A 25,167-nucleotide genomic window follows, 5' to 3' on the forward strand; every position below is an offset into this window, starting at 1 on the left:
TTTAAAAACAAAAAAATATGAAAACTACAATTCAACTATTCAAATTCTCTTCTCTCTTTTCCTTGATACTATTATTAACTTCCTGTTTCGGTCAAGAAAAAGTTTCAACCAAAACATTTGATGACATTGCTTTAGTCAACAAAATTGATTTTTTTGATTCCAAATTAAATCAGGAAAAATTCAGTTGTGGATTCTTATTGCAACACAACAACGAAACTTATGCAGTAACCGCAAAGCATTTGTTAAAGCACATCAAGCCCGAAAGTATGAAGACATTATCATTTGAAAATAATATCAAATCTTGGTCTTTATATCCTTTGGAAAATAAATCTGAATTAGTTACTTGTGACAAATTATTAAACGAAAACAAATCTGAAAATTTAGAAGCCAAATCAACTTATGATAATGACTGGCTGGTTTTTTCAATAAAAGAAAATAGTTCAAAAGTAAAACCGCTACAAATAAGAACCACTCCTTTAATCGCTGGAGAAAAAATATATGTAGTAGGTTGGACTAGAACAATGGAATCCGGAAAACAAAGAGTCTATGAATTCGAATATTACAAAACCATAGGAGATAGAATTCTCTTAAAAGATGTTGTTGTTCCTGAAAAATTCGGAGGCTTGAGCGGTTCGCCAGTAGTTGACGAAAAAGGACAAGTTGTTGGAATTGTATCTGGTCCCAAAGAGGATCCTGATACGGACAAAAAGTATTTCGCTCCTTGCTCTTTAACAAATTTGGTGTTGTTTTTGGATAAAATTAAACCGAGTAAATAACCTGAAAGGCATTCATTATTAAGTGTTTTCAAAAAAGTTAGCCACGAATTACACCAATTATCACTAATTTTCATCAAAATTAAAATCGAATTGCACGAATTCTATCTATTTTAATAATTCGTGAAATTACAACAGCTTGTAATTTGTGTTTATTTGTGTAATTTGTGGCTGAAACTTTTAAACGTAAACAACCTGATAAATAACAAGATTCTCAACCATTAGCATAAATAACGTACCTTTGCACAAAATTTACGTTTTATGACCACTTTCGAACAATTCAATCTCCCTAAATCAGTACAAAAAGCAATTGATGATTTAGGATTTACTACTCCTACTCCCATTCAGGAAAAAACTTTTTCCGTGATAATGTCAGGACGTGATATGATGGGAATTGCACAAACCGGAACGGGTAAAACTTTTGCTTATTTATTGCCTTTATTAAAACTATATAAATTCACTCCGGGTCATACGCCTAAAATAGTAATTCTGGTTCCAACACGTGAATTGGTAGTTCAGGTTGTGGAAGAAGTAGAAAAACTGACCAAATACATGTCTGTTCGTACGGTTGGTATTTTTGGAGGTGTGAACATCAATACTCAAAAAACAGTTGTTTATACTGGCTGTGATATTTTGGTAGGAACACCAGGGCGTGTGATGGATCTAACATTAGACAATGTCATCCGTTTTGAAGAAATGCAAAAATTGGTTATCGATGAGTTTGACGAAATGTTAAATTTAGGTTTCCGTACCCAGTTAACTGCTATTTTGGCGATGATGCCTAAAAAACGTCAAAACATTCTATTTTCAGCCACTATGACGGATGAAGTGGATAAAGTTTTGAATGATTATTTTGATTATCCTGAAGAAGTTACGCTTTCAGCATCAGGAACTCCGTTAGAAAACATTACGCAAATTACGTATAACGTTCCCAATTTCAATACTAAAATCAATTTGCTGAAACACTTATTGCAGACGAATGAAGATATGAGTCGTGTTTTGGTTTTCGTTAATAACAAGAAAATTTCTGATATGGTTCACGAACGTATCGAGGAAGATTTTGCAGATCAATTTGGTGTAATTCACTCCAATAAATCACAGAATTATCGTTTGAGTACGATGGCTGAATTTCAGGCAGGAAACCTTCGTGGATTGATCACTACCGATATTATGGCAAGAGGTTTGGATATTTCCAACATTACCCACGTCATCAACTTTGAAATGCCCGAACTTCCTGAATTGTATATGCACCGTATTGGTCGAACCGGTCGTGCAGATGCTACAGGAACAGCTATCAGTTTCATCACTCCACGTGAAGAAGAATCCAAATTTGCCATTGAATTATTAATGGATATGGAATTGCCAATCGAGGCTTTCCCTGAAACGGTTGAAGTATCTTCAAAACTAATCGAACCTGAAAAAGACCGCCAACCGATTAAGTTTTTGATGAAAAAACAAAAACTAGAAGGAGATGGCGCCTTTCACGAGAAAAGCAAAAAGAACAAAAAAGTCAACCTTGGTGGCCCTGGAATAACCAAGAAAAAAACACACGGTTCTGTCAATAGAAATATGTTGAAAAACCAAGCCAAGAAACGCAAGGACAAAAAATAAGTTGGCAGTGTTCAGTAATCAGTGTTCAGTTGAACACTGATTACTGAATACTGGAAGCTAAATCTTCGTAAAAACAAAACAAACTGGGGAACACAATTCTACTTTTTTTCCAGTTGCTGTAAGACTTCCCGTTTTTTTATCTCTTTTGAAAATCACAATATCATTCGAATTTTGATTGCCTACCAAAAGAAAATTTCCTGTTGGATCAATGGTGAAATTTCGAGGGGTTTTTCCTAAAGTACTTGTTCTACTCACAAATTCCAATTTTCCTTTTTTCAAAATCTTAAAAGCGGATATATCATTAGCAGTTCCACGATTACTGGCGTACAAAAACTTCCCATCAGGCGAAATATGAATATCTGCTGAAGAAGTTTCTCCTTTAAAATCAGGAGCTACAATGGAAGTTTCATCCACTTTTTTCAAGATTCCGTCAGCATAACTAAAGGTTGTCAGACTGCCATCAATTTCTTGTAGTAAATACACGTATTTTCCATCTTTGCTAAAAGTAAAATGTCTTGGTCCACTACTCTTTTTAGCATTTACAGTATCTTTAAAAACGAGAACTTCTTTTTCTGCATTAGGATTGTACTGATACGAATAAATTTTATCTGTACCCAAATCGCTTACCAAAACATACTTTTTGTCTGGCGAAAAACCCGTCATGTGTGCATGAGCCATTTCCTGCCTTCTATCAATGCCTTTTCCAAAGTGTTGCACGATTTGCTTAACTTCACTCACACTTCCGTCATTATTTTTACCAAAAACAGAAATACTTCCGCTAGAATAATTGGCTGTTATTATATTTTTATCATCATCAATAATGTAACAAGGCCCGTCTGCATTGGCAATTTTCTTGTTTATAAAATCTAGTTTACCCGTTTTACTATCGTATTTAAAAGCACTAACGCCATTTTCATTACCACCATTCTTATTTTGATTCACAGAATAAACAAATTTAGTATCACTAGAAACACTCAAATAACTTGGATTCAGCACATTTTCAGTATTGTTTTTCAAAGTCAAATCTCCTGTATTGGAATTAAATTCATAGACATACATTCCTTTGCTTTCGCAAGTACGATTATAAGTTCCAACGATTAAATTGAATTTATTTTCCTGTGCCTGTAATCCAACAGTTGCAAAAAGAAATAGAAGATAGAAATAGATTTGTTTCATTTTTTTGAATTTATTATTGTAATTGATATTGCCATTGAAATTGCTACTGCTTTTTATTGTCTAAAAGTGTTTTTGCAGAAATACTCGTAACTACTTTTTTACCTGTCTTGGCTTCCAACTCTTTCAAGGCAACTTTGGCAACATTTCCGCCTTGTTGCGCCACTTTTTGACTCTCCACGAAATTCTTTGGATTAACTGCTTGCGAAATATCTTTAGTGGAAGCTTCTGCCAACATATTCAAGATTAACTCGGTATTACTCATATTATCCCGAAGGTTTTCTTTTTTCAAACCTTTCAGAATTTTATATTCTTTGGTTGTTTTTTCAGACCAAGCTTTAGTAATAATATCAGTTAATATGGCAAATTGAGTGCCTTCTTTTAATCCTTTGTTTTTCCATTCATCAGTAAGTTCTTTACGGATTTCAATGCTTTTCAAACGCTGATTAATCCAATTTTCAGAATAACCCAATTGCAAATAATGTTGCAAAGCCCTGTCAATTCCTATTTCTGGATCCTGCATTTCGTCCAGTCTTTCGCTTCCCACTTTCGCCAACCAAAGCTTGAAAGGTTCTGCTTTTGGTGATGGAATGGATTGGATGATTCTAAAAATAGTCGTGGTATCTCCAGCTAATGTTTTCCTTTTTTTACCATTAGTCAACATAGTTACCTGGGGACAATTTGTCCCTATGTAGCTTCCCAACTCCGTATCTCTTTTTCTGATTTTTTTTAAATAATCAGTTGGATTTACAGAATCTGTTAATGCTTCTACCACATCAACAATAGAAAAATACCATTTTTCTTCCTCTTCATTCCATAAAGAACGAACTTGCTTTTGCTCAAAAAGTTGTAATGCAGTTTCTTTGGTCATAATTCTAAATTCTATTCTTCAAATATAAGAAAATTTAAAAACTGATTTCTGTAATATAAAATCAAAATACTATCTTTGAAAAATGCAATTCAAACATCCAGAAATCCTCTATTTCCTCTTCTTATTGGTCATACCAATTCTAGTCCATTTATTTCAATTGCGACGTTTCAAAAAGGAATATTTCACCAATGTTCGTTTCCTGAAAGAACTTTCCATCCAAACCCGAAAGAGTTCGAAAATAAAAAAATGGCTGCTTTTAGCCACGCGATTATTACTGTTAACCTGTATTGTCATTGCCTTTGCGCAACCCTTTTTCAAAGCCAAAGACACCAAAAACAGTTCCAACGAAATGTATATTGTTTTGGACAATTCCTTTTCGATGCAGGCCAAAGGTCAAAAAGGTGAACTACTAAAAAGAGCCGTTCAGGAATTATTGGAAAACACTCCTGAAAATCAAACTTTTTCTTTGATTACCAATTCCGAAACTTTTTGGAATACCGATATCAAATCCATTCGAACTGAATTACAAAACCTAAAATACAGTGCTTTACCGTTCCAATTAGAAAGTGCTATGGCGAAAATAAAATCAAGAAAATCAGCTTTTAACAAAGATGTTGTCGTGATTACGGATGCAGTTGGTTTGGAATCCAAACAATTGAAAAGTATTGACAGCGACTTCAATACCTATTTTATTATTCCAGAAGCGGAACAAAAAAACAATGCTTCGATTGACAGCGTTTTTATTCATCAAACCCTGGATGATTTTTATGAAATTGGTTTGAAATTATCTGCTTTTGGCGAAAAAGACGCAGCACTTCCAGTCGCTTTATACAATCAAAACAAACTGATTGCAAAGACTTTGACAAAATTCGAAACCAAAGACAAAACAATCTATTTCACCATTCCAAAAAAGGATTTCCACGGTTATGTTTCTATAACGGATAACGGATTAGAATACGATAATAACTTATATTTCAGTATTTCAAAACCTAAAAAAAACAACATCATCAGCATTGGAACAGCTGAAAAATCGAACTTTTTGTCTCGAATTTATACCAATGACGAATTCAATTTCAACAACTTTGCAATTGAAACGTTGGATTACAACGCACTCGAAAAACAAAATACTATTGTCTTAAACGAACTGGATGAAATACCACAAGCCTTGCAAACTACCTTGAAATCGTTTGTGGAAAAAGGTGGAAACTTGGTTCTTATTCCATCGGCAAAAACTGCAACAGCAAACATTAATCCGTTTTTGAAAATCTTTGGAAACATCCAATTCAAATCTTTGGAAAACAAAGAAAAAAAGGTCACTAAAATCAACTTCAATCATCCTTTGTTTAGTGGTGTTTTCGAAAATAAAATCAATAATTTCCAATATCCAAAAACAAAAACTTCCTTTGCAATAGCGGGTTCTAATCCTGCCGTTTTGTATTATGAAGACCAAACTGCGTTTTTGACTTCCATCAGCAATCCAATTTCGTCAGTTTATATTTTCACAGCTCCAATTAATCTCGAAAATTCTAATTTTCAACAATCCCCCTTGATTGTTCCCGTTTTTTACAAAATGGGAATCAACAATCAAAATAATGGTGTAATCGCATTAAACATTGGCAACAACAATCCATTTTTGGTTGACGCCACTTTGTCAAAAGATGAAATTTTGAAAGTCAAAAACGAGACCGAAACCTTCATTCCTGTTCAACAAATCCTGAACGATAAAGTAAAAATGACTTTCAACGATTTTCCAGAACAAGCTGGAAATTTTGGAATTTACAACCAAAATGAGCGTTTGCAAAACATCAGTTTTAACTACAATAGAACCGAAAGTGATTTGGCTCAAGCTAATAAAGAAGCGCTTTCTGATTATAAAACTATCGATTCCATCGACACCGTTTTCAATAGCTTACAAACCGACCGAACAGACAGTCAAATTTGGAAATGGTTTGTTATATTTGCATTGCTTTTTCTGGTAACCGAAATGGCAATTATACGATTTGTGAAGTAAAAAATTAGACACAGATTTCACGAATTTTCACGAATTTATTTAAAATAATTTGTGAAAATTTGTGCAATTCGTGGAGAAAAGAAATATTCAATAATTAGAAAGTACTATGAATACAATCATCCGGGACGCCAAAATTATCGATTCTGAAAGTCCTTTTCACAACCAAACTGTTGATATTTTGATTGTTGATGGCAGCATCAACAAAATTGGAAAATTGCTTCCTAATTTAGAAAATACCGCGGAAGTAAAACTCGACAATTTACACGTTTCCCAAGGTTGGTTTGACTCTAGTGTTTCACTTGGAGAACCCGGTTTTGAAGATCGAGAAACCATTGCAAACGGATTGAATGTTGCTGCCAAAAGCGGTTTTACTGCGATAGCTTTGCAACCCAACTCCTACCCGATTATCGACAATCAATCGCAAATAAATTTTGTAAAAAGCAAAGCCAATGGATTTGCTACCGAACTTTTCCCAATTGGAGCCTTGACAAAAGGAAGCGAAGGAAAAGATATGGCGGAATTATTCGATATGAAAAATTCCGGTGCCGTTGCTTTTGGAGATTACAACAAGAGTTTGGACAATGCCAATTTACTAAAAATAGCCTTGCAATACGTTCAGGATTTTGATGGATTGGTTATTGCTTTCGCCCAAGATTCGAACATCAAAGGGAACGGCGTTGCCAATGAAGGAATCGTTTCTACAAGATTAGGGCTAAAAGGAATTCCAAATTTGGCCGAAGAATTACAAATAGCCAGAAACTTGTTTTTGCTGGAATACACTGGTGGAAAATTACATATTCCAACCATTTCTACGGCAAAATCAGTAGCATTAATTAAGGAAGCCAAAGCTAAAGGATTGAATGTAACTTGTAGCGTTGCCGTACATCATCTAGTTTTGACGGATGAAAAACTAGAAAATTTTGACACTCGATGCAAAGTTTCGCCACCATTGCGAACAGAAACCGACAGACAAGCATTGCTTGCCGGAATTCTGGACAATACAGTTGACATAATTACGACCGACCATAATCCAATCGACATAGAACACAAAAAAATGGAATTTGATTTGGCCAAAAACGGAACTATTGGTTTGGAAAGTGCTTTTGGAGCCTTGTTGACCGTATTGCCTTTGGAAAAAGTAATCGAAAAACTGACTTCCGGAAAAGCTACTTTTGGCATTGAATCACAAACCATTGCTGAAGGAAACAAAGCTAACATCAGCTTATTCAATCCTGAAGGAAAAAGTATTTTTTCTAAAGATAACATCTTATCAAAGTCTAAAAACTCTGCTTTTTTAGGAACAGAAAGCAAAGGAAAAGCATACGGAATTTACAATCAAGGAAAATTAGTTTTAGTATAAAACTTAAACACAAAGTGCACGAAGAAGGCACAAAGAACACTATTATTAAACTTATAAAAACCAAAAAAACTTTGTGAACTTCGCGTAAAACCTTTGTGAACTTTGTGGTTAAAAATATGGAAAACAACAGTATAGAAAAAGGAAAAACAGCCGCTATAACAAGCTACATTTTAATCATTGGTGTTCCTATTGCAATGTCAATGAATAGCGGAGAAGATAAAAGTACTTATGCTTCATTCCACATTCGTCAGGCATTGGGATTGTCACTCACTTTTATTTCATTGGGATTAATCATCAGTCCTTTTGACAGCCCAATGATTTCCATATCTATGTGGGTTTTCCTTTCTATTTTATGGACTTACGGCATTTTTAGCGCCATCAATGGTGAAACAAAACCTGTCCCTTTATTGGGAAATTATTTCCAAAAATGGTTTAAGACAATTTCATAAATTTCAATACAAAACACACTCCTTTTATCTTTGTCAAAGTTTAAAACTTTGACAAAGATTCTAAACAATACAAAAAATGAATTTATCTTTAGAATACCTCATCAGAGAACCCAAAATAAAATTGGATAAAAATCCTCTTTTACTATTAATTCACGGTTACGGAAGCAACGAAGAAGATTTATTTTCTTTCGCTACAGAACTTCCTGACGAATATTATATTGTTTCGGCTCGTGCTCCATACGATATGCAATACGGAAGTTATGCTTGGTACGCCATCAACTTTGACGCTGATCAAAACAAATTTTCCGACAACGACCAAGCTAGAAGTTCCAGAGATGTAATTGCTCAATTTATTGATGAATTAGCCGCAAATTATCCTATTGATTCTCAAAATGTAACTTTAATTGGGTTTAGCCAAGGTGCTATTTTGAGTTATGCTGTGGCGCTTTCTCATCCTGAAAAAGTGCAAAAAGTAGTAGCTATGAGTGGTTATATTAATCTGGAAATTATAGAAGAAAATTATTTAAAGAATACATTTTCAAATCTTAAAATATTCACTTCTCACGGAACTGTTGACCAAGTAATTCCTGTGGAATGGGGAAGAAAAGCAAAACCTTTTCTGGAGAATTTAGGCATCAATTCGACTTATAAAGAATATCCGATTGGTCACGGGGTTTCTCCTCAAAATTTTTATGACTTCAAGAATTGGCTACTTTCTTGAAGTAGGCAGTAATCAGTGGTAAGTGTTTAGTTGCGCACTGACCACTGAATAACTGACCACTATTTCTGGTATAACAACGATTGAAATGTTTCAAAAGAGACGGTTTCATCATCATTGACAAAATATTTAATTAGGGCTTCTCCCCAGTATTCGCCATCGCTGAAATCAACGATAATCCAACGGTGATTTAGGACTTTCACTTTGTTAATGATAAATTTATTCACTCCTATTTGATCTTGACCGATGTATGGATTTCCTTTAGGATTTTCATTCAAATCCATTAATTTTTCGGTTACAACTGGAATCAATTTTTCTACTAGAATTGTTTTGGTAGCATTATCTGGATTAAAATAATTCTGGGCGTTTTCATTTTTTTCTAAAGAAAAATAATTGGCATCTACAAGTTTTGCATCGGCTGTTACTATATCTTTTTTCAATCGTGCTTCTATTTTTGCTGCTTTTTCTTGTTCATAAACGAGTTGCTTACTGAAATACATATAAGTAAATATGTTTACAAGAACTAACAATATAAAAAGGTAAAGCAATAATGATTTTTTCATTTTCAATTAATTTTAAAGAGTAATTTCTAAATTATCGTAAGCCAGAAAAACGTTTTCTGGAAGTCTTTTTTGTACTTCTTCATGAAATCCCATAAGATGACTAATATGAGTAAGATAAGCTTTTTCAGGTTGAATCAATGCTATAAAATCCAAGGCTTCTTGCAAATTAAAATGAGTATCATGAGGTGTTTCTCGCAAGGCATTTACAACCAATACTTTTAGATTTTTCAATTTGGTAATTTCGTCTTTTTCAATGGTTTTTACATCGGTCAAATAAGCAAAATCATCAATTCTATAGCCAAAAACAGGAAGATCTCCGTGCATTACAGTAACTGGAATTGCCATTTTATTTCCAATTGCAAACGGATGATTGTTGACTACTTCAATCGTTTTGACAGAAGGTGCACCGGGATATCTATTTTCGGTTTTAAAAACGTAGTCGAATCGCATTTTGAGATTATCCATTACTCGTTGATGGGCATAAATTGGCATTTCGCCTTGCTTAAAATTAAAAGGGCGAATGTCGTCTAAACCCGCAGTATGGTCAGCATGCTCGTGAGTATATAAAATTCCATCTACTTTTTGACAATTGGAAGCCAACATTTGCTGTCTAAAATCAGGACCACAATCTATGACATAAGAATGATTTTCCCAATGAATCCAAACCGAAACCCGAAGTCTTTTATCCTTTAAATCAGCACTTAAGCAAACGGGATGATTGCTTCCTATTATCGGGATTCCTTGTGATGTTCCTGTTCCTAAAAAATATACTTTCATCTAGCACAGTATTTGCTAATTATTTTTGCAAAAATAGGATTAATTTCTCTTTCATAAGAAGCCGATTTAATTAACTTTGTAGAAATAATCCCTATACTTCGAATAATATGGATAAAAAGATAAAACTCAAGGGTGACAGAGTCATCGAACAAATTCCCTCTACTAAAGATAAAGCACTTCGTATCAACTTAAACGGAAACATTTATGGCACTTTTGCCGAGATTGGTGCTGGTCAAGAAACCGTTAGACATTTTTTCAGAGCAGGAGGTTCTTCAGGAACCATTGCCAAAGCAACATCAGCTTACGACAAAGATTTTAGCGATGTTATTTATGGAATTGAAGCTGATGGAAGATATGTAACCGAAAGCCGTCTTAAAAAAATGCTGTCTCACGAAGTTAACCTAATCGAAAAAAGATTAAGCCGAGCCAAACATCCTGATAAAATGTTTTTCAGTTACGCCAATACAGTTGCTACAATTGACTTTGCAAAACAATTTAAAGGTCATGGCTGGGTAGGAATTCGATACCAATTAGAACCTGACGAAGCCTATAACGATATAATTCTGCATATTCGTTTTAAAGAAACTGATGTGCGATTGCAACAAGAAACATTAGGAGTTCTTGGTGTAAACTTAATTTACGGTGCTTATTACAAATATGATGATCCTAAAAAATTCCTACGCTATTTATACGATCATTTAGACAAAGATCAACTAGAAATAGACACCATCAATTTTTCTGGACCACGTTTTGCTAATGTTGACAACCGTTTGATGAGTTTACAATTAGTAAAAAACGGAATGACCGATGCCGTAATATTTGACCCTCAAGCCAGAAACGTCCTTCCTGCTGCTATTTTATACAAAAAAAATATTCTTACCTTAAGAGGAAGTTTCCGACCTGTAACCAAGGTAAATATGGACATGTATAAAGAATCCTTGAAGATGTTCCTGAACGAAAACAAAGTCGATGAAAAAAACACCTTGGTTATTTTTGAAATCACATTATCAAACTTGCGTTCGGACGGAGAAATTGATGAAAAAGATTTTATGGATAGAGCCGAATTGCTTTGTTCATTAGGACAAACTGTAATGATTTCGAATTTCCAAGAATACTATAAAGTCGTTGAATATTTCTCTAACTATACCAAAGCAAGAATGGGATTAGCCATGGGAGTAAACAATTTAGTAGATATTTTTGACGAGAAATACTATCGCCATTTGAGTGGTGGAATTCTAGAAGCCTTTGGTAAGTTATTTTATCGAGATATGAAGGTATATTTATATCCAATGCTGGATGAAAACAAGGAAATCATGAATTCCGAAAATTTAAAAGTACATCCAAGAACGAAAGAATTATATAAATTTTTCAAATTTAACGGTAAAGTAGTTGATATAACCAACTTTGCTCCAGAAACATTAGAGGTTTTTTCTCGTGAAGTTTTAAAAATGATTGGAACCAACAAACCTGGATGGGAAACCATGCTACCACCCGGAGTATCCGAAATCATTAAGAAAAAATCACTTTTTGGATACAATCCAAATTCATTAATGGAATCAAATAGCTAATACTGAAAGTAGTTTTTTAACTTTAAAAGAAAAACCCGTTGAAAAAAATCACTTTTTATAATTCATAATTCATAATTTATAATTATTTTTGCGCCCTCATTAGACCAACCTCTGGCGAAAACCGTGAATGTTGCTCTTTTTAAAAACCATAAAATAAAAAATAAAATGGCAGATTTATTGAAATTCGTTCAAGACGAATTCGTAACAAGAAAAGATTTCCCTGTATTTGGAGCTGGAGACACAATCACAGTTTTCTATGAAATTAAAGAGGGTGAAAAAACAAGAACACAGTTTTTTAAAGGTGTTGTTATTCAAAGAAGAGGTTCTGGAAACACAGAAACTTTTACTATCCGTAAAATGTCAGGTGCAGTTGGTGTAGAGCGTATCTTCCCAGTTAACTTGCCAGCTTTGCAAAAAATTGAAATCAATAAGAAAGGTGCTGTACGTAGAGCTAGAATTTTCTACTTCAGAGAACTTACTGGTAAAAAAGCTAAAATTAAAGATAAAAGAAGATAGTTTACTCTGTACTCTTAATTACAAAAAGTCCCAATGCGATAATTATCGAAATTGGGACTTTTTTTTTGATAATTTTCATACCACTAAAATCATAATTTAAGAATCAAATAGTCTTTAAAATCGTAAATTCAAAATATCACATAATATCTCTTTAAAATTGTTTTTTTGTAAACAATTCCCTCTGCTATTACAACTTCATTTCATATCTTTGCCACCCTTATATCAATCGTTAAAATTATCAATAAGGTCTTAATTAATTGTGATTTAGATTATAAAATAAAAGAAATGACATCAAAAGCAAAAATTTTTTACACTCTTACAGACGAGGCTCCTTTACTAGCAACCTACTCTTTTTTACCAATTGTTCAGGCATTTACTGCTACTTCAAATATCGAGATTGAAACCAGAGATATTTCTCTTGCGGGAAGAATCTTGTCTAACTTTACAGAATTTTTAAAGGATGACCAAAAAACTGGAGATGCTTTAGCAGAACTTGGAAAATTAGCTACTTCACCAGAAGCTAATATCATAAAATTACCAAACGTATCTGCCTCTGTACCACAATTAAAAGCGGCTATTGCTGAATTGCAATCACACGGTTATGCTGTACCAAACTTCCCTGAAGATGCTCAAACGGATGCTGAAAAAGAAATAAAAGCTAAATATTCTAAAGTTTTAGGATCGGCTGTAAACCCGGTTTTACGTGAAGGAAACTCGGATCGTAGAGCTCCAAAAGCGGTTAAAAACTACGCTAAAGCCAACCCTCATTCAATGGGAGCTTGGTCTTCTGACTCAAAAACCAAAGTTGCTTCAATGGAAAGTGGTGATTTTTACGGAAGTGAAAAATCAGTTACTCTTGCAGATGCTACAGATGTAAAAATAGAATTCGTTGCTAAAGACGGTTCAACTACTGTTTTGAAAGCAAGTACTCCTTTGAAAGCTGGTGAAATCATTGACAGTTCAGTATTGAACGTGAATGCTTTGAAATCTTTTGTTGCTAAAACTATCCAAGAAGCTAAAGAACAAAACGTATTGCTTTCGGTTCACTTGAAAGCTACGATGATGAAAGTTTCTGATCCAATTATTTTTGGTGCTATTGTAGAAGTTTATTTCGCAGCTGTTTTCGAAAAATATGCTACTTTATTCGCTGAATTAGGTGTTGACACTAGAAATGGTTTGGGTGATGTTTATGCTAAAATTGCTGGAAAACCAGAACAAGCAGAAGTAGAAGCTGCTATCAACCAAGCTATCGAAAACGGACCAGCATTGGCAATGGTAAATTCTGAAAAAGGAATTACTAACCTGCAAGTTCCTTCAGATGTAATTGTTGATGCTTCAATGCCAGCAATGATCCGTACTTCTGGGCAAATGTGGAACAAAGACGGAAAATTACAAGATACTTTCGCTGTTATTCCAGACCGTTGTTATGCTGGTGTTTATACCGCTACAATTGATTTCTGTAAAAAACACGGTGCTTTTGACCCAACAACAATGGGAAGTGTTCCAAACGTAGGTTTGATGGCACAAAAAGCAGAAGAATACGGATCTCACGACAAAACTTTCCAAATGAAAGCTGACGGAGTGGTTCGTGTTGTGGATGTTAACGGAAACGTTTTAATGGAACAAGCAGTTGAAGCAAAAGATATTTTCAGAATGTGTCAGGCAAAAGATGCTCCTATTCAGGACTGGGTAAAATTAGCTGTAAACAGAGCGCGTTTGTCTAGTACCCCTGCAGTATTTTGGTTAGACGAAAACAGAGCACACGATAGAGAATTAATTGTGAAAGTTCAAAAATACTTGAAAGATTACGATACATCTGCTTTAGACATTCGTATTCTTAATCCGGTTGCTGCAACTGAATTTACATTAGAAAGAATCATAAAAGGTCTGGATACTATTTCTGTAACAGGAAACGTATTGCGTGATTATTTAACAGATTTGTTTCCAATTCTTGAAGTTGGAACTTCAGCAAAAATGCTATCTATCGTTCCGTTGATGAATGGTGGTGGTTTGTTTGAAACGGGTGCTGGTGGATCGGCTCCAAAACACGTGGAGCAATTTATTGAAGAAGGCTATTTACGTTGGGATTCATTAGGTGAATTCTTGGCATTAGGCGCTTCTTTAGAGCATTTAGGACAAACATTAGACAATTCAAAAGCGATTGTTTTATCAGAAACATTAGACGAAGCAAATGATAAATTCCTAGCTACTGATAAATCTCCTGCTCGTAAAGTAGGTCAAATTGACAATAGAGGTTCTCACTTTTATTTAGCATTCTACTGGGCTCAAGCTTTGGCTGCTCAAACAAAAGATGCGGAATTGAAAGCGATTTTCACTCCTATCGCTACTGAATTTGAAGCGAACGAAGCAAAAATCAACGCTGAATTAATTGGAGCACAAGGAAAAGCACAAACTATTGGTGGTTATTACCAACCTACTCCAGAATTAGTTAGCAAAGCGATGCGTCCAAGTGAAACATTCAATACTATTTTGGCAAAAATTGCATAAGTAGATTTTTTACAATTCTAGTTTATACTATATTAAAGACGACTTTCGGGTCGTCTTTTTTTATATATTTGGTTGAGGGAAAAAAATGAAAATAAATATGGAAACCAACTTTCAAAACATCGACGAATACATTTCCATTCAAACTCCAGAAGTTCAAATTCTTTTGGAACAAATGCGTCAAACCATACAGAAAGCTGCTCCCGAAGCCGAAGAAGTCATTAGTTATAAAATGCCAGCCTTCAAATACCACGGAATGCTAGTGTATTTTGCGGCTTATAAAAAACACATTGGTTTTTATGCCACACCAACTGGTCATTCGGAATTCGAAAAAGAATTATCCGTTTACAAACAAGGGAAAGGTTCGGTTCAATTTCCGTTATCACAACCATTGCCTTTGGATTTAATTGCTAGAATTGTAAAATTTAGAATTGATGAAAATTTGCAAAAGAAGTCCATTTGAATACCTAATTTAGCATTTTAAAACTTTAACGTTTGTTTATGAAACTTTAACGCTCGTTGATTTACAAATAGACCACAACTTAACGAATTTTGTATTTCAAAAACTAAAAAATGATTTCAAAAAAAATTATAGCCTTAAGCCTGTTTTTTTTAGTAACTTTTTCCTCATTTTCACAAGAAAAATTTACCCTGAATGGAACTATTTCTGATACCAGAAGCAACGAAACACTAATCGGAGTAAATATTGGTGCTAAAGACACTAAACTATTTACAACCACCAACGAATATGGTTTTTACTCCTTGACTTTACCTAAAGGAGAATACGAAATCGTAATCAGTTACGTTGGTTTTGCAACTGTTTCAGAAAAAATTTCGCTAAATCAAAACACCAAAAGAAATTTTTCACTCACTGAATCGGGTCAAGAACTAAAAGAAGTAGTTATCAATTCTGAAAAAACAACTGCTAACATTCGTAAACCCGAAATGAGCGTGAATAAACTTTCTATTGCAGCAATCAAAAAAATGCCTGTGGTAATGGGCGAAGTGGATGTCATCAAATCTATTTTATTTCTTCCAGGAGTAACCAATGCTGGCGAAGGACAATCCGGATTTAATGTTCGTGGTGGTGGTGCCGATCAGAATTTAATTCTTTTGGACGAGGCCACGATTTTCAATTCCTCGCACGTTTTTGGTTTTTTCTCCGTATTCAATCCCGATGCTATCAAAGATTTAAAATTGTACAAAGGCGGAATTCCTTCTAAATTTGGGGGTCGTGCCTCTTCTGTTTTAGATATTTATCAAAAAGATGGCAATAGCAAAGAGTTTCATGTCAATGGAGGAATTGGCTTAATCTCTAGCCGACTTCTCGCCGAAGGACCAATTGTAAAAGACAAAGGTTCGTTCTTGGTTGCAGGTCGTGGTTCGTATGCTCATTTATTTTTGAAATTAGCTGATAATGATAATTCGGCTTATTTTTATGATTTGAATACCAAGCTAAATTACAAACTCAATCCTAACAACAACTTATTTCTTTCAGGCTATTTTGGGAGAGATTTGTTTACTTTGAGCGAAAGTTTTACTAATACTTATGGAAATGCTACACTAAACTTGAGATGGAATCACCTTTTTAGTGACAAATTATTCTCTAATTTATCACTCATCTACAGTGATTATTACTATGGGTTAACTTTAGACTTTATTGGATTCAACTGGGATTCAGGTATAAAAGATTACAATTTAAAATACGATTTTAAACATTATTTATCCAATACCATAAAACTAAATTACGGTTTTAATTCTACCTATTATGAGTTCAATCCAGGAACAATAGAACCTAACAACGAAGATTCGAGTATCAATTTTAGACAATTAGATATAAAATACGCTTTTGAAAATGCCATCTATTTTGAAGCTGAACATATTCTAACCGACAAATTAGCTATCAATTACGGACTACGATACAGCACATTTAATAGATTAGGCAGTTCAACAGTTAATTTATACGAAAACAATCAGCCAGTATATTACGATTCAGATTTGAAAATCTACGAAAAAGCAACTCCAATTAGTGCTACTTTTTACAAAAAAAACAAAACCATTGCAAGTTATAACAATCTGGAACCGCGCTTGTCTGCAGCTTATGAGTTAAATAAAAACCAATCAATAAAAGCCAGCTACAATCGCATGGCACAATATTTACAATTAGTTTCAAACACTGCTTCACCTACTCCACTCGATGTTTGGACACCAAGTGATACCTACATCAAACCACAAATTGCAGATCAAGTAGCTCTTGGTTATTTCAATAATTTTAAAGAAGGAACCTATACTTTAGAAGTCGAAAGCTTTTATAAAACCATCAAAAACCGAATGGATTATATTGATGGTGCTGATTTAATTGCTAACGAAGCCATTGAACAAGTTGTACTAAATGGCGAAATGCGTTCCTATGGTTTAGAAATTTTACTACGAAAAAATACAGGTAAATTCAATGGATGGATTGCTTATACTTTATCCAAATCACAACAAAGAACTCCTGGCAGAACTCCTGACGAAATTGGGATTAATAACGGCAATTGGTATCGTTCTGCCTATGATAAATTGCACAACCTTGCCGTTACTGCCAATTATAATTTAAGCGAAAAATGGAATTTTGGAGGAAACTTTACACTACAATCAGGACAACCAGTAACCTACCCTAATGGTCAATATATATACCAAGGAATAGTTATACCAAGCTATGGAGAAAGAAATGGCAACAGCCTCCCTATGTATCACCACTTGGACATTTCGGCAACCTACACTCCAAAACCTGAAAAAAAGAAAGGATGGCAAAGCGAATGGGTTTTTAGTATTTATAATATTTATAACCAACAAAACGCAGCCTCCATCAGTTTCAGACAGAATGCTGAAACTGGCGTTAATGAAGCTATAAAACTATCTATTTTTGGAGCAGTGCCTTCTGTTTCATACAATTTTAAATTCTAAAAAATGAAAAACATAAAACTATTCATAACCATATTAATAGCATCATTAAGTACAACAAGTTGCGAAGAAGTTGTTGATGTTGATTTAAACACTGCTGATCCAAAACTAGTCATTGATGCATCGATAAAATGGGAAAAAGGTTCTAATGGAAGAATTCAAAAAATTAAATTAACCACTACTACCGATTTTTATACCGATATAATTCCAGCAGCAACAGGAGCTACCGTTACAGTAACCAATACTACTTCAAGCACTCCTATTTCTTATTTATTCATTGAAAATGGACAAACTGGCGAATACGTGTGTAGTAATTTCGCTCCAGTACTCAATAATGATTATACCCTTACCGTTGCCTATAAAGGACAAACATACACATCCACTTCTAAATTAATGGCTACTCCAATAATTGAAAAAACAGAACAAAGTATAAAACCTGGTTTTGATGGTAAAGACGTTTATGAAATCAAATTTTATTTCAAAGACAATGCAAACGAAACTAATTTTTATCTAGTTGCAGCCAAAAGTGGTAAAATAGCTTTTCCTGAATATGGAGTGCTTTCTGATGAGTTTTTTCAAGGAAATTTGATGTTTGCTATTTACCAAGGCGAAGATTTAAAAACAGGAGATATTATTGATTATAGTGTGCAAGGAATAACCGAGAAATACAACAATTATATGAACAAACTAATTAGTATTGCTGGAGATAATAGAAATGGCCCATTTGCAGTCCCACAGGCAGCTGCCATCCGAGGAAATATAATCAATACTACTAATCCTGATGATTTTCCTTTAGGTTATTTTCATCTCTCTGAAATTGATTCTGATAGTTATACAATTAAATAAAACAAGCTACAAAACAACACTATATTATGCAAACTTTTGGCGCAAGTAAAGAATTTATAAAAGACAACGAATTCGAATGGGAAGTTGTTGGCGAAGGTATCAAACGTAAAATCATGGGTTATGATGACAGCATCATGATGGTTAATGTTCTTTTCGATAAAGGATCAATAGGAACACCACACGAACACTATCACTCACAAGTAACCAATGTTGCCAAAGGAGCTTTTGAAGTAACCATTGGTGGCGTGACCAAAGTAATGAAAGAAGGCGATTGCTTCTATATTCCACCTCATGTAATTCATGGTGTGGTTTGCATAGAAGATGGATTGTTGATTGATGTTTTTAGTCCTATTCGAGAAGATTTCATGCAGAAAATGACCTATTAAATTTAATCGGATAGGTTTTTAAAACCTTTCGACTTTGCAAATTAATTTTTGTAAATTTGCACCTCTATAAAAAAACAATAAAAAATGGAAAACGGAATATACGCTAAATTCAACACCGCAAAAGGTTCAGTTTTAGTTAAACTAACACACGATTTAACGCCAGGAACAGTGGGTAACTTTGTAGCACTTGCTGAAGGAAATATGGAAAACAGAATAAAACCTCAAGGAACAAAATTCTACGATGGTTTGAATTTTCACAGAGTAATTCCTGATTTCATGATTCAGGGTGGTTGTCCACAAGGAACTGGAACTGGAGATCCTGGATACAAATTTGATGATGAATTTCACCCAAGCTTGAAACACGATAGACCAGGAGTTTTGGCTATGGCCAATTCAGGACCTGGATCTAATGGTTCACAATTTTATATCACACATGTACCAACTTCTTGGTTAGACGGAAAACATACTGTTTTCGGTCACGTTATCGAAGGACAAGATGTGGTTGATGCAGTAGCTCAAGGCGATAAATTAGAAACTCTTGAAATTATCAGAGTGGGTGATGAAGCTAAAAACTGGAATGCTATCGAAGCTTTTGTAAGTTTAAAAGGAGCTCGTTTGAAAAAATTAGCGGCTTTAAAAGCAGAATCTGAAGCCAAAATGGAACAACTAGCTGCAGGGTTTGAAAAAACAGAAAGCGGTTTGCGTTACCAATTCATTCAAAGAGGTGAAGGTAAAAAAGCAGAAGCAGGAAAAACAGTTTCAGTACATTATGAAGGTTCATTAGAAAGCGGAAAAGTTTTTGATTCATCTTATCCAAGAAAAAAACCAATCGAATTCAAATTAGGAATTGGTCAAGTAATCGAAGGCTGGGACGAAGGAATCGCTTTATTGAAAGTAGGTGACAAAGCTCGTTTTGTAATTCCATCTGATTTAGGATACGGACCAAGTGGTGCTGGAGGAGTAATTCCACCAAACGCTATTTTGATTTTTGACGTAGAATTAATGGACGTAAAATAAAGTACACAGTATTCAGTAGCAGATAGCAGAACTGAATAATACAATACATTTTAGATCCCAATATTGTAAAAGATATTGGGATTTTTTTTATGTTTACTCAAAATAAAAAAAATATGAAAACGAAACTAATTGTACTAACACTAACAGGGCTTTTTATCGCTTCTTGTTCCAGCAAAAAAACAGCTGCAGTACCTGAAAAACCCAAAGAAGTGGTCTTAACTCCAGAACTGATTGAAGGAAAAAATTTGTATGGAACTAGCTGTGTCAAATGCCACAAACTCTATGAACCTACAGCATACAGCAAAGAAGAATGGAAACCCATTTTAGTTCGAATGCAGAAAAAAGCTCGTTTAGACGATGTAAAAATGGCTTCTATCACTAATTATATTCATTCACAATTATAATTGTAATTTCTATAAATTTGATAATAAAATTCATTGCCAATAAAGCTATGACTAAAAAAGACCGCAAATTGGCAAAATTATAATTTGCTAATTTGCGGTCTTTTTTGCTTTAAGGTTTTGGATATTGCTTTCGTATATTGCGAATTAATTCTTCGAGACCATTGAGTTTTAATTCATAAACCAGCTGTAATTGTTGACCTAACTCTCCTTTGGGAAATCCTTTATTGGAATACCAAACCACATAATATTCGGGCAAATCAATAAGATGCCAGCCTTCATATTTGCCGAAGGGCATTTTGGTGTGTGCCAGTTTGATGAGCTGTTTTTGGTCTTGTTCCATTTTTTTTAGAGAAAAGAAAATAGAGAAGAGAAAATAGACCTATCAAAAATCTTTTTTCTTTATTCTTTACTCTCTGTTCTTTTTTCTATTTCCAATTAAAACTAATTCTCTTCTCGATTTCAGGATTCAAACTTAAGAAAACTGGACAAGTCATCGCAGCTCTTTCTAGAATAGTTTTGTTTTTTTCATCGGTAGTAACATTCATATCAAAAACAATTTCTATAGCCGAAATCATCCTTGGTTCAGCTTTCATTATTTTTGTAACAGCAGCTGTTGATGTAGCCAAATCTACATTCAAATCTCTGGCTTTAATTCCCATAATAGTGAACATACAACTTGCCAAGGCATTGGCAACCGTATCAGTTGGAGAAAAAGCTTCTCCTTTTCCGTTGTTATCAATAGGTGCATCCGAAATGATTTCACTTCCAGATTGCAAATGAATAGACGATGTTCTTAAATCTCCTAAATAAGTTACTTTTGAGGTCATTTTTTTTGAGTTATGAGTTATGAATACTGATTACTAATTCGCTTCTTTTACCATCAAATCGGTGTCGTAGTGCAGGATATAAACACCTTTATTCGTATAACCACCGCCTTCTCTTTTATAAAATTCAAATTTATTATCTACTTGTTCCGTTGCTGTAGTATCTACTGTTTCTTGGTAACTTTTATCCTGTGATAAACGCAACATGGTATCAAAAGTCACATCAAAACCACGAGTGGCAAAATTGCTTGGTAAAATTTTATTTTTCTTTCTGTATTCTTTTTCAAAAATCAAAGCTTCTGGAGATTCGTTTTCACGAATAACTGAAGGATACATTAATTGTAATTTTGTTAACTGCTCAAAACTAATTTCATCTGTATCCAAAGTTTCATTCGGTTCTAAAATGACCAATTGTACTTTATACATTTTCATGGCTCCTATCATTGTGTTCATTGTCCACTTTATCATCACTGTGTTAGCGGTTTCCAAAATCACATAATTGATTTTATCTTTGACAAATAATCCTTTCAAACCTTCTACAGAAAGACTTCCGTTTTCTAAAAGTGGTGCAAATTGAACGTCTTTTTGATACTCTCTTAAATATTGTCTTACCGATTCTTTTTTCTTATCAACTACAGCAATCATATTACCGCCTTTAGCTCTCATATAATCGAACATAGCCGATTTTAAAGTTTCGTTGCTTGGAATAGTTTGGTACAAATTCGGATAAGCATTTCCTAAATCTTTTGACAAAGGAGAAATAACTGGAGTATTATTTTTGCTTAATAATTCCGCTGTTTTTTCAACATTACTTTGATAAAAAGGTCCCACAATAGCATCGGCATTTTCTAAATTAAGAGCAGCGACATTCGAACTATTTTTAGTTTCTTGCGAATCAAAAATATTTACATCAACAGCAATTCCAAGTGTTTTGGCAGAGTCAATTGCCATCAAAGCTCCAGAATAAAAATCCAAAGTCATGTTCAAAAACTTGTCTTTTTTCAAACGCGCAGCTGTTGAATTGATAGTATCACCTTCGATTTTTGAAATATTGAAAGGCAATAACAATACTAGTTTTTTTCTATTATTCGAACTGTTTTTTGGAGACAAAGAAGTGTATGCTTTTTTAGCTTCCTGCGTCATCAAAGCCGTTGATGGTACTTTTACTAGCATTCCTATTTCAACTCCATTGACCAAAGTTGGATTTAACTTTAGTAATTCGTCTTGACTCAAACCCGACATTTTAGACAAACTATACAAAGTTTCTTTTGGTTTTACTTCATAATCAACATAGCTAATTGCTGGAGTTGTTTTTGGAACAACAACTTTAGGCGTTTCAATTACAGTAACTTTATCCGTTTTTGGTCTATTTCCTTTAATTAATAATTGATAACCAATAGTCAAGTTAGGAATGATTTCGGGATTTAGTTTTTCCAATTCTTCTATTGTCATTCCATATTTTTTAGCAATGGAATATTTTGTCTCTTTAGGAAGAACTTCATGAAAAATATTTTTCTCTGGAGTAACAGTCGCTTTTTTTGGAGCTGTATTGGAAGGAATAATCAACACTTGCCCAATTTGCAAACCTAATTTTTCTAAATCGGGATTGGCTTTTTTCAAATCTTCTTCTGATACTCCGTATTGTTTTACAATACCAAATAAGGTTTCTTTGGGTTCTACTTTATGCGTTTTGGCAACTGCTTTTACTTTTGTAGTAGTTCCTTTTTTAGGAATAAGCAAAACGCTATCCACCTTCAAACCACTTTGTGCATCTGGATTTAATTGATAAATATCATAAGGAGTAATACTGTATTTTTGGGCAATTTGGGTAATCGTTTCTCCTTTTTCAACTTTGTGTTTATCAAAATTTTGTCCAAATGCAGAACAAACAATCATAAAAACAAAAATGCAAATAACTCTATTTATCATAATTCTAGTATTTTAATTTCAATAATTAATTTCAATGGCAATGTAATTATAAACGGCAATGACCGAAACAAATTGCAATTTCAATGCGTGGTTCTTTCGTTTTTAAAAAAAGTTAGCCACGAATTACACCAATTATCACTAATTTTTTAATCAACTTTAAAATTGAATTGCACTAATTCTATCTGCTTTAAGAATTTGTATAATAAAAAAAAGCTTTAATTGCTTCGCCTATTCGCTATCGCTCGGGTCGTGTTTATTAGTGTAATTCGTGGAGGAAACTTTTAAATTCGAAAGCAATGATTTCAATGCCAATATAAACGACAAAAATCAATTTCTAAATTACTTCTTGAAATTGATTTTTGTCATTATTGTTGTTTATTTTTTATTCCCACTCAATGGTTGCAGGCGGTTTTGAACTGATGTCATACACCACTCTATTAACTCCTTTTACTTTATTGATAATATCATTTGATACTTTCATCAAGAAATCATAAGGCAAATGAACCCAGTCAGCCGTCATTCCGTCAGTAGATTCTACGGCACGAAGCGCAACCACTTTTTCGTAAGTACGCTCATCGCCCATTACTCCAACACTATTTACAGGAAGCAAAATAGCTCCTGCCTGCCAAACTTTATCATACAATCCCCAAGATTTTAATCCGTCGATAAAAACCTTATCAACATCTTGTAAAATTTGTACTTTTTCTAAAGTAATATCACCTAAAATTCGAATAGACAATCCAGGTCCTGGAAAAGGATGTCTTCCTAATAATTCAGGATCAATTCCTAAAGTTGCTCCTACTCTTCGCACTTCATCTTTGAAAAGCATACGCAAAGGTTCCACAATTTTTAATTTCATATAATCAGGCAAACCACCCACATTATGGTGTGATTTGATGGTTGCCGATGGTCCTTTTACCGAAACCGATTCGATAACATCAGGATATATTGTTCCTTGGGCTAACCAAGTTACGTCTTCAATTTTATGTGATTCATCGTCAAAAACTTCGATAAAAGCATTTCCGATGGCTTTTCTTTTCAATTCTGGATCAGTAACTCCAGCCAAGGCATCGTAAAAACGTTGCGAAGCATCGACTCCTTTTACGTTCAAGCCCATACCTTCGTATTGATCTAAAACCGATTGGAATTCATTCTTACGAAGCAATCCGTTGTTTACGAAAATACAATATAGATTTTTACCAATAGCTTTGTTTAACAAAACCGCTGCTACAGTTGAATCTACACCTCCTGAAAGACCTAAAACCACTTTATCATTTCCGATTTTTTCTTTCATTTCGGATACGATTTCTTCTACGAAAGCATTTGGAGTGAAATTTTGAGGAACTTCAGCAATTTTCACCAAGAAATTCTCCAACATTTTGGATCCATCTGTAGAGTGAAACACTTCAGGATGGTATTGAATCGCATAAGTCGTTTCGCCGTCTATTTTGTATGCTGCGTATTCTACATCATGAGTACTGGCTAATTTTACGCCATTTGTTGGCAAAGCTTTGATACTATCGCTGTGGCTCATCCAAACCTGGCTGTTCTCGGAAACTCCTTCAAAAAAAGTTTCGTCTTCTTTAATGTAAGACAAATTCGCTCTACCGTATTCTCTTGTATTAGAAGCTGCAACTTCACCTCCACTAAAATGGGCTAGATATTGCGCTCCGTAACAAACGGCAAGCATAGGTAGTTTTCCTCTAATTTGTGATAAATCTGGGTGTGGTGCATCTTCTCCTCTAACAGAAAAAGGACTTCCACCAAGAATTACCGCTTTATAACTTGATAAATCACTCGGAAAATGATTGTAAGGAAAAATTTCGCAGAAAATATTTAATTCGCGAACTCTTCGTGCAATAAGCTGTGTGTATTGCGATCCGAAATCTAAAATAAGTACGTTGTGTTGCATGCGACAAA

Annotated in this window: 23 protein-coding genes; 15 read left to right on the forward strand and 8 right to left on the reverse strand. The window is 34.1% G+C overall.

The genetic code is table 11. The features are described 5' to 3' along the window. Positions 1-17 precede the first annotated feature (17 nt). On the forward strand, positions 18-776 hold the full coding sequence (locus OZP15_RS10875) for a trypsin-like serine protease (protein ID WP_281336093.1): 759 nt from the start codon (positions 18-20) through the stop codon (positions 774-776). A 258-nt stretch (positions 777-1,034) separates the two neighbouring features. Next, entirely contained in the window at positions 1,035-2,384 is a 1,350-nt protein-coding gene (locus tag OZP15_RS10880; protein ID WP_281336094.1) for a DEAD/DEAH box helicase, read from the forward strand. Between the two features lie 57 nt (positions 2,385-2,441). Here OZP15_RS10880 and OZP15_RS10885 read toward each other — a convergent pair whose 3' ends face one another. Both OZP15_RS10885 and OZP15_RS10890 read right to left on the reverse strand, forming a co-directional pair. Further along, positions 2,442-3,560, reverse strand: a complete 1,119-nt coding sequence (locus tag OZP15_RS10885; RefSeq protein ID WP_281336095.1) for a lactonase family protein — start codon at positions 3,558-3,560, stop codon at positions 2,442-2,444. 43 nt (positions 3,561-3,603) lie between these two features. Then, entirely contained in the window at positions 3,604-4,428 is an 825-nt protein-coding gene (locus OZP15_RS10890) for a BRO-N domain-containing protein (RefSeq protein ID WP_281336096.1), read from the reverse strand. Positions 4,429-4,510: 82 nt separating this feature from the next. Here OZP15_RS10890 and OZP15_RS10895 point away from each other — a divergent pair, with 82 nt between their 5' ends. The 4 genes from OZP15_RS10895 to OZP15_RS10910 all read left to right on the forward strand — a co-directional run bounded on the left by OZP15_RS10895 (position 4,511) and on the right by OZP15_RS10910 (position 8,969). Then, positions 4,511-6,439 carry a vWA domain-containing protein gene (locus tag OZP15_RS10895; RefSeq protein WP_269225469.1) on the forward strand — a complete coding sequence of 643 codons (1,929 nt, stop codon included), beginning with the start codon at positions 4,511-4,513 and terminating at the stop codon, positions 6,437-6,439. A gap of 106 nt (positions 6,440-6,545) precedes the next feature. Further along, positions 6,546-7,799, forward strand: coding sequence for a dihydroorotase (locus OZP15_RS10900; RefSeq protein WP_269225470.1), 1,254 nt, complete (start codon positions 6,546-6,548; stop codon positions 7,797-7,799). Between the two features lie 116 nt (positions 7,800-7,915). Then, the gene (locus tag OZP15_RS10905; protein WP_269225471.1) at positions 7,916-8,248 is read left to right on the forward strand and encodes a hypothetical protein; all 333 of its coding nucleotides are present in this window, start codon (positions 7,916-7,918) and stop codon (positions 8,246-8,248) included. A gap of 76 nt (positions 8,249-8,324) precedes the next feature. Then, entirely contained in the window at positions 8,325-8,969 is a 645-nt protein-coding gene (locus OZP15_RS10910) for an alpha/beta hydrolase (RefSeq protein ID WP_281336097.1), read from the forward strand. A gap of 59 nt (positions 8,970-9,028) precedes the next feature. On the opposite strand, the gene OZP15_RS10915 is transcribed toward OZP15_RS10910, so the two are convergent. Together OZP15_RS10915 and OZP15_RS10920 are read right to left on the reverse strand one after the other, a co-directional pair. Next, entirely contained in the window at positions 9,029-9,529 is a 501-nt protein-coding gene (locus tag OZP15_RS10915; RefSeq protein WP_281336098.1) for a hypothetical protein, read from the reverse strand. 12 nt (positions 9,530-9,541) lie between these two features. Next, complete coding sequence (locus tag OZP15_RS10920; protein WP_281336099.1) at positions 9,542-10,306, reverse strand: MBL fold metallo-hydrolase; 765 nt, start codon at positions 10,304-10,306, stop codon at positions 9,542-9,544. Positions 10,307-10,413: 107 nt separating this feature from the next. Here OZP15_RS10920 and OZP15_RS10925 point away from each other — a divergent pair, with 107 nt between their 5' ends. From OZP15_RS10925 to OZP15_RS10965, 9 genes are all read left to right on the forward strand, one after another. After that, entirely contained in the window at positions 10,414-11,874 is a 1,461-nt protein-coding gene (locus OZP15_RS10925; RefSeq protein WP_281336100.1) for a TonB-dependent receptor, read from the forward strand. Between the two features lie 165 nt (positions 11,875-12,039). Further along, positions 12,040-12,390, forward strand: a complete 351-nt coding sequence (gene rplS / locus OZP15_RS10930) for a 50S ribosomal protein L19 (protein WP_269227918.1) — start codon at positions 12,040-12,042, stop codon at positions 12,388-12,390. A gap of 285 nt (positions 12,391-12,675) precedes the next feature. Then, positions 12,676-14,898 (forward strand): NADP-dependent isocitrate dehydrogenase, encoded by a 2,223-nt coding sequence (locus OZP15_RS10935; protein WP_281336101.1) that lies wholly within the window; start codon positions 12,676-12,678, stop codon positions 14,896-14,898. Between the two features lie 85 nt (positions 14,899-14,983). Then, positions 14,984-15,358 (forward strand): iron chaperone, encoded by a 375-nt coding sequence (locus OZP15_RS10940; protein WP_269225473.1) that lies wholly within the window; start codon positions 14,984-14,986, stop codon positions 15,356-15,358. A 110-nt stretch (positions 15,359-15,468) separates the two neighbouring features. Further along, positions 15,469-17,844 carry a TonB-dependent receptor gene (locus OZP15_RS10945; RefSeq protein ID WP_281336102.1) on the forward strand — a complete coding sequence of 792 codons (2,376 nt, stop codon included), beginning with the start codon at positions 15,469-15,471 and terminating at the stop codon, positions 17,842-17,844. 3 nt (positions 17,845-17,847) lie between these two features. Continuing rightward, on the forward strand, positions 17,848-18,687 hold the full coding sequence (locus OZP15_RS10950) for a DUF4249 family protein (RefSeq protein WP_281336103.1): 840 nt from the start codon (positions 17,848-17,850) through the stop codon (positions 18,685-18,687). A 26-nt stretch (positions 18,688-18,713) separates the two neighbouring features. Continuing rightward, positions 18,714-19,073 (forward strand): cupin domain-containing protein, encoded by a 360-nt coding sequence (locus OZP15_RS10955; RefSeq protein ID WP_269225475.1) that lies wholly within the window; start codon positions 18,714-18,716, stop codon positions 19,071-19,073. 84 nt (positions 19,074-19,157) lie between these two features. Beyond that, a complete protein-coding gene (locus tag OZP15_RS10960) occupies positions 19,158-20,090 on the forward strand; it encodes a peptidylprolyl isomerase (protein WP_281336104.1) in 933 nt (310 codons plus the stop codon). 113 nt (positions 20,091-20,203) lie between these two features. Continuing rightward, entirely contained in the window at positions 20,204-20,494 is a 291-nt protein-coding gene (locus OZP15_RS10965) for a cytochrome c family protein (RefSeq protein ID WP_269225476.1), read from the forward strand. Between the two features lie 109 nt (positions 20,495-20,603). Here the strand turns inward: OZP15_RS10965 and OZP15_RS10970 are convergent, their stop codons facing one another. From OZP15_RS10970 to guaA, 4 genes are all read right to left on the reverse strand, one after another. Continuing rightward, complete coding sequence (locus OZP15_RS10970) at positions 20,604-20,834, reverse strand: DUF3820 family protein (protein WP_269225477.1); 231 nt, start codon at positions 20,832-20,834, stop codon at positions 20,604-20,606. Between the two features lie 85 nt (positions 20,835-20,919). Next, on the reverse strand, positions 20,920-21,321 hold the full coding sequence (locus tag OZP15_RS10975; RefSeq protein ID WP_269225478.1) for an OsmC family protein: 402 nt from the start codon (positions 21,319-21,321) through the stop codon (positions 20,920-20,922). A gap of 33 nt (positions 21,322-21,354) precedes the next feature. Next, a complete protein-coding gene (locus OZP15_RS10980) occupies positions 21,355-23,247 on the reverse strand; it encodes a LysM peptidoglycan-binding domain-containing protein (RefSeq protein WP_281336105.1) in 1,893 nt (630 codons plus the stop codon). A gap of 382 nt (positions 23,248-23,629) precedes the next feature. Beyond that, the gene (gene guaA, locus OZP15_RS10985; protein WP_281336106.1) at positions 23,630-25,159 is read right to left on the reverse strand and encodes a glutamine-hydrolyzing GMP synthase; all 1,530 of its coding nucleotides are present in this window, start codon (positions 25,157-25,159) and stop codon (positions 23,630-23,632) included. Positions 25,160-25,167 lie beyond the last annotated feature (8 nt).

Source organism: Flavobacterium eburneipallidum (assembly GCF_027111355.2).
Taxonomy (GTDB): domain Bacteria; phylum Bacteroidota; class Bacteroidia; order Flavobacteriales; family Flavobacteriaceae; genus Flavobacterium; species Flavobacterium eburneipallidum.

Bases quoted from the DNA above. Each gene is read 5' to 3' on its own strand.
- OZP15_RS10895 (WP_269225469.1), top strand. From the start codon at position 4,511: ATGCAATTCAAACATCCAGAAATCCTCTATTTCCTCTTCTTATTGGTC.
- OZP15_RS10965 (WP_269225476.1), top strand. From the start codon at position 20,204: ATGAAAACGAAACTAATTGTACTAACACTAACAGGGCTTTTTATCGCT.
- OZP15_RS10900 (WP_269225470.1), top strand. From the start codon at position 6,546: ATGAATACAATCATCCGGGACGCCAAAATTATCGATTCTGAAAGTCCT.
- OZP15_RS10960 (WP_281336104.1), top strand. From the start codon at position 19,158: ATGGAAAACGGAATATACGCTAAATTCAACACCGCAAAAGGTTCAGTT.
- OZP15_RS10970 (WP_269225477.1), bottom strand. From the start codon at position 20,834: ATGGAACAAGACCAAAAACAGCTCATCAAACTGGCACACACCAAAATG.
- OZP15_RS10980 (WP_281336105.1), bottom strand. From the start codon at position 23,247: ATGATAAATAGAGTTATTTGCATTTTTGTTTTTATGATTGTTTGTTCT.
- OZP15_RS10925 (WP_281336100.1), top strand. From the start codon at position 10,414: ATGGATAAAAAGATAAAACTCAAGGGTGACAGAGTCATCGAACAAATT.
- OZP15_RS10920 (WP_281336099.1), bottom strand. From the start codon at position 10,306: ATGAAAGTATATTTTTTAGGAACAGGAACATCACAAGGAATCCCGATA.
- rplS (WP_269227918.1), top strand. From the start codon at position 12,040: ATGGCAGATTTATTGAAATTCGTTCAAGACGAATTCGTAACAAGAAAA.
- OZP15_RS10875 (WP_281336093.1), top strand. From the start codon at position 18: ATGAAAACTACAATTCAACTATTCAAATTCTCTTCTCTCTTTTCCTTG.
- OZP15_RS10915 (WP_281336098.1), bottom strand. From the start codon at position 9,529: ATGAAAAAATCATTATTGCTTTACCTTTTTATATTGTTAGTTCTTGTA.
- OZP15_RS10880 (WP_281336094.1), top strand. From the start codon at position 1,035: ATGACCACTTTCGAACAATTCAATCTCCCTAAATCAGTACAAAAAGCA.
- guaA (WP_281336106.1), bottom strand. From the start codon at position 25,159: ATGCAACACAACGTACTTATTTTAGATTTCGGATCGCAATACACACAG.
- OZP15_RS10935 (WP_281336101.1), top strand. From the start codon at position 12,676: ATGACATCAAAAGCAAAAATTTTTTACACTCTTACAGACGAGGCTCCT.
- OZP15_RS10945 (WP_281336102.1), top strand. From the start codon at position 15,469: ATGATTTCAAAAAAAATTATAGCCTTAAGCCTGTTTTTTTTAGTAACT.
- OZP15_RS10975 (WP_269225478.1), bottom strand. From the start codon at position 21,321: ATGACCTCAAAAGTAACTTATTTAGGAGATTTAAGAACATCGTCTATT.
- OZP15_RS10950 (WP_281336103.1), top strand. From the start codon at position 17,848: ATGAAAAACATAAAACTATTCATAACCATATTAATAGCATCATTAAGT.
- OZP15_RS10910 (WP_281336097.1), top strand. From the start codon at position 8,325: ATGAATTTATCTTTAGAATACCTCATCAGAGAACCCAAAATAAAATTG.
- OZP15_RS10890 (WP_281336096.1), bottom strand. From the start codon at position 4,428: ATGACCAAAGAAACTGCATTACAACTTTTTGAGCAAAAGCAAGTTCGT.
- OZP15_RS10905 (WP_269225471.1), top strand. From the start codon at position 7,916: ATGGAAAACAACAGTATAGAAAAAGGAAAAACAGCCGCTATAACAAGC.
- OZP15_RS10955 (WP_269225475.1), top strand. From the start codon at position 18,714: ATGCAAACTTTTGGCGCAAGTAAAGAATTTATAAAAGACAACGAATTC.
- OZP15_RS10885 (WP_281336095.1), bottom strand. From the start codon at position 3,560: ATGAAACAAATCTATTTCTATCTTCTATTTCTTTTTGCAACTGTTGGA.
- OZP15_RS10940 (WP_269225473.1), top strand. From the start codon at position 14,984: ATGAAAATAAATATGGAAACCAACTTTCAAAACATCGACGAATACATT.